This is a genomic window from Streptomyces phaeochromogenes (assembly GCF_001418655.1).
Lineage (GTDB): Bacteria > Actinomycetota > Actinomycetes > Streptomycetales > Streptomycetaceae > Streptomyces > Streptomyces phaeochromogenes.
In genome coordinates, this window is sequence record NZ_LIQZ01000332.1 from 1 (window position 1) to 6,687 (window position 6,687).

Here is a 6,687-nt window from a genome sequence, read left to right on the forward strand (position 1 = left end):
CAGGGGTTGGGGTGCAGGTGAGGAGGCCTTGGGTGTAGGGGTGGGCCGGGGTCGTGAAGAGGGCTCGGGCTGAACGTTCCTCGACCACTCGGCCGGCGTACATGACGTACACGCGGTCGCAGTACGCCGCCGCCAGGTGCAGGTCGTGAGTGATGAAGAGCAGGCCCGCGCCCTGTTCCTCGCGGGCCGTGCGGAGCTGGGCGAGGATCTCGGCCTGGGTGGTGACGTCGAGGGCACTGGTGGCCTCGTCGGCGAGCAGGAGGCGGGGGCGGGCGGCCAGGGCTCCGGCGATGACGACGCGCTGGAGCATGCCGCCGGAGAGTTCGTGGGGGCGCTGGCGGACCCGCTGCTCGGGGTCGGACAGGCCGACGGCGGCGAGGAGTTGGACGGCCCGCTCCTTGGTGGCGCCGCGTTCGACGAGGAAGTCGCCTATGCGGCGGACCGGGTTGAGGGTGGCGCGCGGGTCCTGGTGGATCATCGCGACGGTGTCGGCGCGGTGGGCGCGCAGGGCTTCGCCGCGCAGGCCCAGTACGTCCGTGCCGTCGACGCGGACCGAGCCGCTGAAGTCGGCGCCCGTGGGCAGCAGGCCAAGGGCCGCCTTGGCGGTGGTCGACTTTCCGGAGCCCGACTCGCCGACCAGGCCGACGACTTCACCCTCGGCGACGGTCAGGGTGACGGAGTCGAGCAAGGGGCGGGCCGTGCCGGGGACTTGGACCGTGAGGTCTTCGAGCGAGAGGAGCATGGGCTCAGTCCTGACTTCCTAGGCGGTCGGCGGCCCAGACGCCGGCCACATTGACGGACACGACGACCAGGGCGATGGCCGTGCCGGGCACGAGGGCGGGCAGCAGGGCGCCCTGCACGACGGCGGACTGGCCCTCCTGGACCATCAATCCCCAGTCGGAGGAGGGTGGCTGGGCGCCGAAGCCCAGGTAGGAGAGGGTCGCCAGGGACATCACGGCCTCGCCGAAGAGGACGACGAGGTAGCCGAGGACCGAGCGGCCCAGGTTGGGCACCAGGTGCAGGGCGCAGATGCGGGTGCCGCCCATGCCCTGGACGCGGTAGGCGTCGACGTACGGCTTACGGACCTCGGAGAGGGCGAGCGAGCGGGTGTACCGGGCGACGGTCGGGGTGAAGGCCAGCCCGAGGGCGAGCACGGAGGTCGTGGTTCCGGTGCCGAAGACGGCGATGATCAGGACGGTGAAGAGCAGGCCCGGGAAGGCGTACATCACGTCGGTGATCCGGGAGACGAGGGCGTCGATCCAGCCGCCGTGCCAGGCCGAGAGCACGCCGAGGGCGACTCCGAGCACGGCGGCGACCGCGAGGAGCAGAAGCGGTGCGATCAGGCTCGTACGGGCTCCGTGGAGCACGCGGGAGAGCAGGTCCTGGCCGGAGGAGTCGGTGCCGAGGAGGTGGTCGGCGCTGGTGCCCGCGAGGGACGCGGAGAGGTCGATGGCGTCGGGCGCGTAGGGCGCGATCAGCGGGGCGAGGGCCGCCGCGAGAACGACCAGGGCGAGGACGGCTGCGGCGATCAGGACGCCGAGGGGACGGCGGTGTCCTTTGCGTCCGGTCGCCACGGGCCGCAGGGCGAGGGTGGTCATGCGGCGCACGCCTCCTTCGGCCGGGCTGGGGTCGTCGTGGTCGTCATGCGGGGCGCACCTCCTTGACGCGTGGGTCCAGCAGCGGGTGGACGAGGTCGACGGCGGTCGTCACCACGACGTATCCGGTGACCATGAGCAGCAGGACCGCCTGTGCCACCGGGAAGTCGTGCGCGTTGATCGAGCCGACGAGGAGCGAGCCGATGCCGCTGAGCCCGAAGGCCGTCTCGACGACGACCGTGCCGGCGAGCATGCCCGCCATGACCAGGCCGCACATGGTGACGATGGGGCCGAGCGCGTTGCGCAGGACATGGCGGCGGATGATGTCGCGCTCCGGGACGCCGGAGGCGCGGGCCGCCTCCACGTGGTCGGAGGCGGCGGCGTCCGCCATGGCCTGGCGCGTGACGCGGCTGATGATCGCGAGCGCGCCGAGCGCCAACGACAGGGCGGGCAGCGTCAGATGGTGCAGGGTGCCCGCGATTCCCGTACCGCTGCCGGTCACCGGGAACCAGCCCAGTTGTACGCCGAAGAGCGAGACGAGTGCGATCGCGGCGACGAAGGACGGCACGGAGGCGGCGAGGGTCGTGCCGCCGACGACCGCCGAGTCCACCCAGGTCGAGCGGCGTACGGCGGCCAGGATTCCGGCGCCGACGCCGAGGACGACGAAGAGCACGGTGGCGTACGCGACGAGTTGCAGCGTGGTCGGCAGGCGGGCGGAGACCAGGTCGCCGACCTGGTCGCTGTACTGGAAGGAGCGGCCGAGGTCGAGGTGGACGCAGTCCCACAGCCAGCGCCCGTACTGGACGACGAGCGGCTCGTCGAGGTGGTACTGCGCGCGGACCGAGGCGAGCCGTTCGGGGGTGAGCTTGTCGCGCCCGCCCGCGAGGAACACGGCGGGGTCGCCGGGCGCCGCGTACACGGCGGCGAAGATGACGAAGGAAGCGGCGAACAGGGTGGCCAGCAGGCCGGCCAGCCGCCGGGATATTCGAGCGAGCATGAGAGTTTCTCCAACTGGCCTTGCTTGGCGAACTAGCCCTGCTTGGAGCCGAGTTCGGCTGCCCACGGGTAGTAGAGGTAGGCCTGTGAGGCGGTCGGGCCGGTCAACTTCGCGTTCAGGAGCAGGATCGTGGGGATCTGGGCGATCGGGATCCAGACCGCCGCGTCCGCGAAGCGCCGCTGTACGTCGACGGCGAGCGAGGCGCGTTCGGCGTCGTCGAGGGTGGCGAGCGCCTTCTTCACGTTCTTGTCGTACGTGGCGTCCTTGAAGCCGACCCAGTTGTTGGAGGAGTCGGACAGGCCGTTGTCGTAGAAGCCCATGGGGTCGGCCTTGGAGATGTACCAGTCGCCCACCAGCAGGTCGATCTCGTCGCGGGCCTGCGGGTCGCTGTAGAACTCCTCGAACTGGGACGTCGGTACGGTCTTGATCTGCGCCTTGAGCCCGATGCGCTGGAGGGCGGCGCGTACGGCGTTGGCGGTGACGGTCCGGCCCTGGCTGGCGTCGGTGCCGATGACGAGGGGCGCGCCGGGCGTGCCCGCCTCCTTCACCAGCTTCTTGGCCTCGGCGAGGTCGTCGGCGGTGGGTGACGCGGGGGCCAGCGACCCCAACTGCTTCTGTGCGGCCTGGAATTCGGCCTTCTCGTAGCCCCAGGCGCCGGAGCCGACCGGGGTGGCCCAGGGTTCGACGAGGCCGCCGTACCCGGAGTCGGCGATGCCCTTGCGGTCGAGGGAGAGGGAGAGAGCGCGGCGGATCCGCTCGTCCTTGAGGCCGCCGCGGGCGGTCGGGATGAGGACGAGGGAGGCGGTGGACGGCCCGTAGTGCTGGGCGATGTCCTTGTCCTTGAGGAGGGCGGCTGCCGTGTTGGGCGATTCGGCGTACGCGCCGTCCGCCGCACCCGTCTTGAGCGCGTTCACGAGCGCGCTGTCGGCGGCCCAGCGGAAGACGACCTCGCGGGTCATCGGCCGCTTGCCCCAGTAGTCGTCGTACGCGGCGATGGTGATCGAGTCGCCGGACTTCCAGTTCTTCAGCGCGTACGGTCCGGAGCAGGCGTCGGCCTGGCCGGGGGTGCCGAAGTCCTGGCCGGCCTTCTCCACCTGCTCCTTGTTCCAGACGATTCCGGCGTCTCCGGCGAGGGCCTTGGTGAAGAGGGCGTCGGGGGCCTTGAAACCGATCGTGATCCGGTCGGCGCCCGTCTTCTTCATCGAGGAGACGTTGCCGAACTCGTCGGACTGTTCCATGTCCGGGTCGGCGTGCCGCTTCAGGGACCACAGGACGTCGTCGGCCGTGAGCTTCGAGCCGTCGTGGAACGTGACGCCGGAGCGGACGGTGAGGGTGAGGGTCCTGCCGTCGGTGGAGGTCTTCGCCGACGAGGCGAGGAAGGGCTTGGTCGTCATGTCGGGCTGGAGCTGGTAGAGCCGCTCGCAGACGTTGGTGAGGACGACGCGGCCGGCGCTGGTGCCCTGGGTGTCGAGGTCGAGCGAGTCGGGCTCGTCCTCCAGGAGCCAGTCGGCCCTGGCGAGCGTGCCCTTGGCGGCCGGAGTGGTGGGGCTGAGCTCCAGCTTGGCGGCGTCGGCGGACGCGCCGCCGGTGCCGCTCGTGGTGTCGGCGCCGCTGCAGGCGCCGACGGTGAGGAGGGTCGCTGCGGCGAGGACCGCGGTGGCGGCCCGCCTTCTGTCGCTGTGGGTCGTCACCGGGCATCTCCGTAAGGGCCGTCGTACAGGTTCCAGGGCAGGTGCTGGTAGTCGCGGTCGCAGGGCGTGCCCGCGGTCACGTGGTAGTCGCCGCCGGTCAGGTCGACACAGGAGGAGACGAGCGTCTTCCAGTGCTGGACCGCGGGCATGCGGCTGTCGGGGTGGGTGCACAGCGACTCGGGGAGGCCGAGGTGGTCCGACATGGCCTGCTTGATCAGCTTGCGGCTCTCGTCGGGGCCGGTGGAACCGCGCAGGACACGCAGGCCCTGTTCGGCGCGCGGCACCCGGACCAGGGAGTCCGACGACAGGGGCCGGTAGCCTGCGGCGAGGGCGGCGGGGACGCCCGCCTGGTAGTGGTTGCCGTGCACGAGGAGCCCGTCGGTCGGATGCATCCAGCCGTGCCCGGCCGGGGTGGTCTCCAGGTCGATGGCGTACCCCTCGCGGCAGGTCAGCAGGGCGTTGCTGGCGATGTGCGCGCGTGTGCGGCACAGCACTTCGAGGGCGTCGGTGATGGTGTGCTGGTCCAGGACCCGGCGTCGTACGACGGTCTGCGGCAGGCCCACCGCGTCGTCGAACCGTCCGCCCAGGCCGTTCGCGTTGAGCGCGATCCCCGCCGAGTTGGCGCCCTGGCGGCCGATCTGGCCCGCCTCGACCTGCATGATCAGGGTGGGCTTGGGCGGCTGGACGACGCGGAGCATGACGACCGTGTCGGAGACACCGGCCCGCCAGTCCCAGTTCTGGCCCGCCCAGACCCGGCCGTCGCCGCTGGCCTCTCCGTAGGCGGCGAAGGAGGTGCAGCCCTCGGAGCGTTCCTCGACGGCCACCTCGGCGGGTGTATCCAGCTCCTGTCGCCCTTCGGCCATCCTGGCGAAGGACCGGTCGTAGATGACCTCGCCGCGGGCGTTGAGGGCGAGGACGTCGAGCAGGTCCACGCCCGCGCCGTCGGCGATCCCCCGCATCTCCTCGACGAGGTCGGGGGCGTAGTCGCGTACGGGGTCCAGCCAGCGGGCGGCTCGTGCGGTCACCTGCTGCCAGGTGAGGCCCGACGAGTGCCCGAACGCCTCCTCGTAGTAGGCGAGTGCGGTGTGCAGCCGGGGGCGGACGGCTTCGCCGTACTGGCGGCCCCGGTCCAGGGGGTTGCCGGAGATCTCGATGATGGGGAGGGTGCGGGGTGCCATTCTTCTCCTCGCGGTGGAGAGCTCTGCGCAACCGTCCTGTAACGTTGGTTACGAGATACTCTCCTTTTGGAATGCGTTGCCCAGGAGAGTAACGGCAATCACACCGGAGTCAATACCCGTAATGAATATTTCAGAGGAGTCGGGCGGCGGCGAGGGTCTCGCCCGGCTGCGCGCGACCGTGCGCGAGAAGTGGGATTCGCTGTCCGCCTCCGAGCGGGCCGTGGCGCAGCACCTGGTCAGCGCGCCCGTGGAGTCTCTGCTGTTCGCGTCCGCCCAGGAGCTGGGCAGCGCGAGCGGCACGAGCAACGCCAGCGTCGTACGCACCCTTCAGCGCCTCGACTACGCGGGGCTGCCCGCGCTCAAGCGGGAGCTGGCCTCCGACTTCACCTCGTCGGTGGCGCCCGAGGTCCGTCTCCAGCAGCGCATCGCCCATGTGGGCCGGGACCTGGACTCCATCTGGGGCGAGGTCTTCGACGAGGCCCAGGAGCGGATCGAGCACGCGCGGCGGCTCACGCCCGGCGACGCGTTGCGGGACGCGGTCGGCATACTCGCCGAGGCGGCGGAGTCCGGCGAGATCCACTGTTACGGCGTCGCCGCCTCCGAACTGGCCGCGCGGCACCTTGCGTTGGCGCTCGGGCGCATCGGGTTCCGGGCCCGCCACCTCGGCGAGACGGGCTTCGCGCTCGCCGATCCGCTGCTTCGGCTGCGTCAGGGTGACGCGGTGGTCATCTTCCAGCCGGGGCGTGCGCTGGCCGAGCTGACGGTCATCACCGAGCGGGCGCGGTCCGTGGGCGCCCGGGTCATCCTCGTCACCGACGAACTCGCCGAGCTGTACGGCCCGAGTGTGGACGCCGTCCTCACCGCGCCGCACACCCCGACGGGCATAACGGCGGAGGCCCTCACCGCGATCGTCGTCGCCGACGCGCTCCTCCTCGCGCTCACGGCTCTCGACGAGACGCGGGCGGTGGAGACTTCTCATCAACTTACGGCTTTGCGGGAGCAGTTGCTGAAGCCGAAGCGGAAGTAGGGACGCCCTTTTTCGCCCCCGCCGCCCTTACCCGTCCCGTCCCTGGGGGCTGCCGCCCCCAGACCCCCGCTGTCGGCCTGAACGGCCTCGTCCTCAAACGCCGGACGGGCTGAGTGGGCCTGGACTGGGCTATAGAAGTTCGGCCCAGCCCTCGAAGTCTTCAGCCCGGGCCGCGAAATCTTCAGCCCCTCCGGCGTTT

The 6,687-nt window shown here is 71.1% G+C and carries 6 protein-coding genes; 1 reads left to right on the plus strand and 5 read right to left on the minus strand.

What is annotated here, in order from left to right:
* The 5 genes from AOK17_RS36060 to AOK17_RS36080 form a co-directional block, all read right to left on the minus strand.
* Positions 1-742 (minus strand): ABC transporter ATP-binding protein (locus tag AOK17_RS36060; protein ID WP_055616819.1); only part of this gene is annotated, 742 nt, incomplete at its 3' end.
* 4 nt (positions 743-746) lie between these two features.
* On the minus strand, positions 747-1,598 hold the full coding sequence (locus AOK17_RS36065) for an ABC transporter permease (RefSeq protein WP_055616820.1): 852 nt from the start codon (positions 1,596-1,598) through the stop codon (positions 747-749).
* Between the two features lie 43 nt (positions 1,599-1,641).
* Positions 1,642-2,592 (minus strand): ABC transporter permease, encoded by a 951-nt coding sequence (locus AOK17_RS36070; protein WP_055616821.1) that lies wholly within the window; start codon positions 2,590-2,592, stop codon positions 1,642-1,644.
* Positions 2,593-2,624: 32 nt separating this feature from the next.
* On the minus strand, positions 2,625-4,283 hold the full coding sequence (locus AOK17_RS36075) for an ABC transporter substrate-binding protein (RefSeq protein WP_055616822.1): 1,659 nt from the start codon (positions 4,281-4,283) through the stop codon (positions 2,625-2,627).
* Entirely contained in the window at positions 4,280-5,461 is a 1,182-nt protein-coding gene (locus AOK17_RS36080) for a C45 family autoproteolytic acyltransferase/hydrolase (protein ID WP_055616823.1), read from the minus strand. The genes AOK17_RS36075 and AOK17_RS36080 overlap by 4 nt, the downstream gene beginning before the upstream one ends.
* 121 nt (positions 5,462-5,582) lie before the next feature.
* Between AOK17_RS36080 and AOK17_RS36085 the strand changes: the two genes are divergently transcribed.
* Positions 5,583-6,488 carry a MurR/RpiR family transcriptional regulator gene (locus tag AOK17_RS36085; RefSeq protein WP_055616824.1) on the plus strand — a complete coding sequence of 302 codons (906 nt, stop codon included), beginning with the start codon at positions 5,583-5,585 and terminating at the stop codon, positions 6,486-6,488.
* Positions 6,489-6,687: the final 199 nt, after the last annotated feature.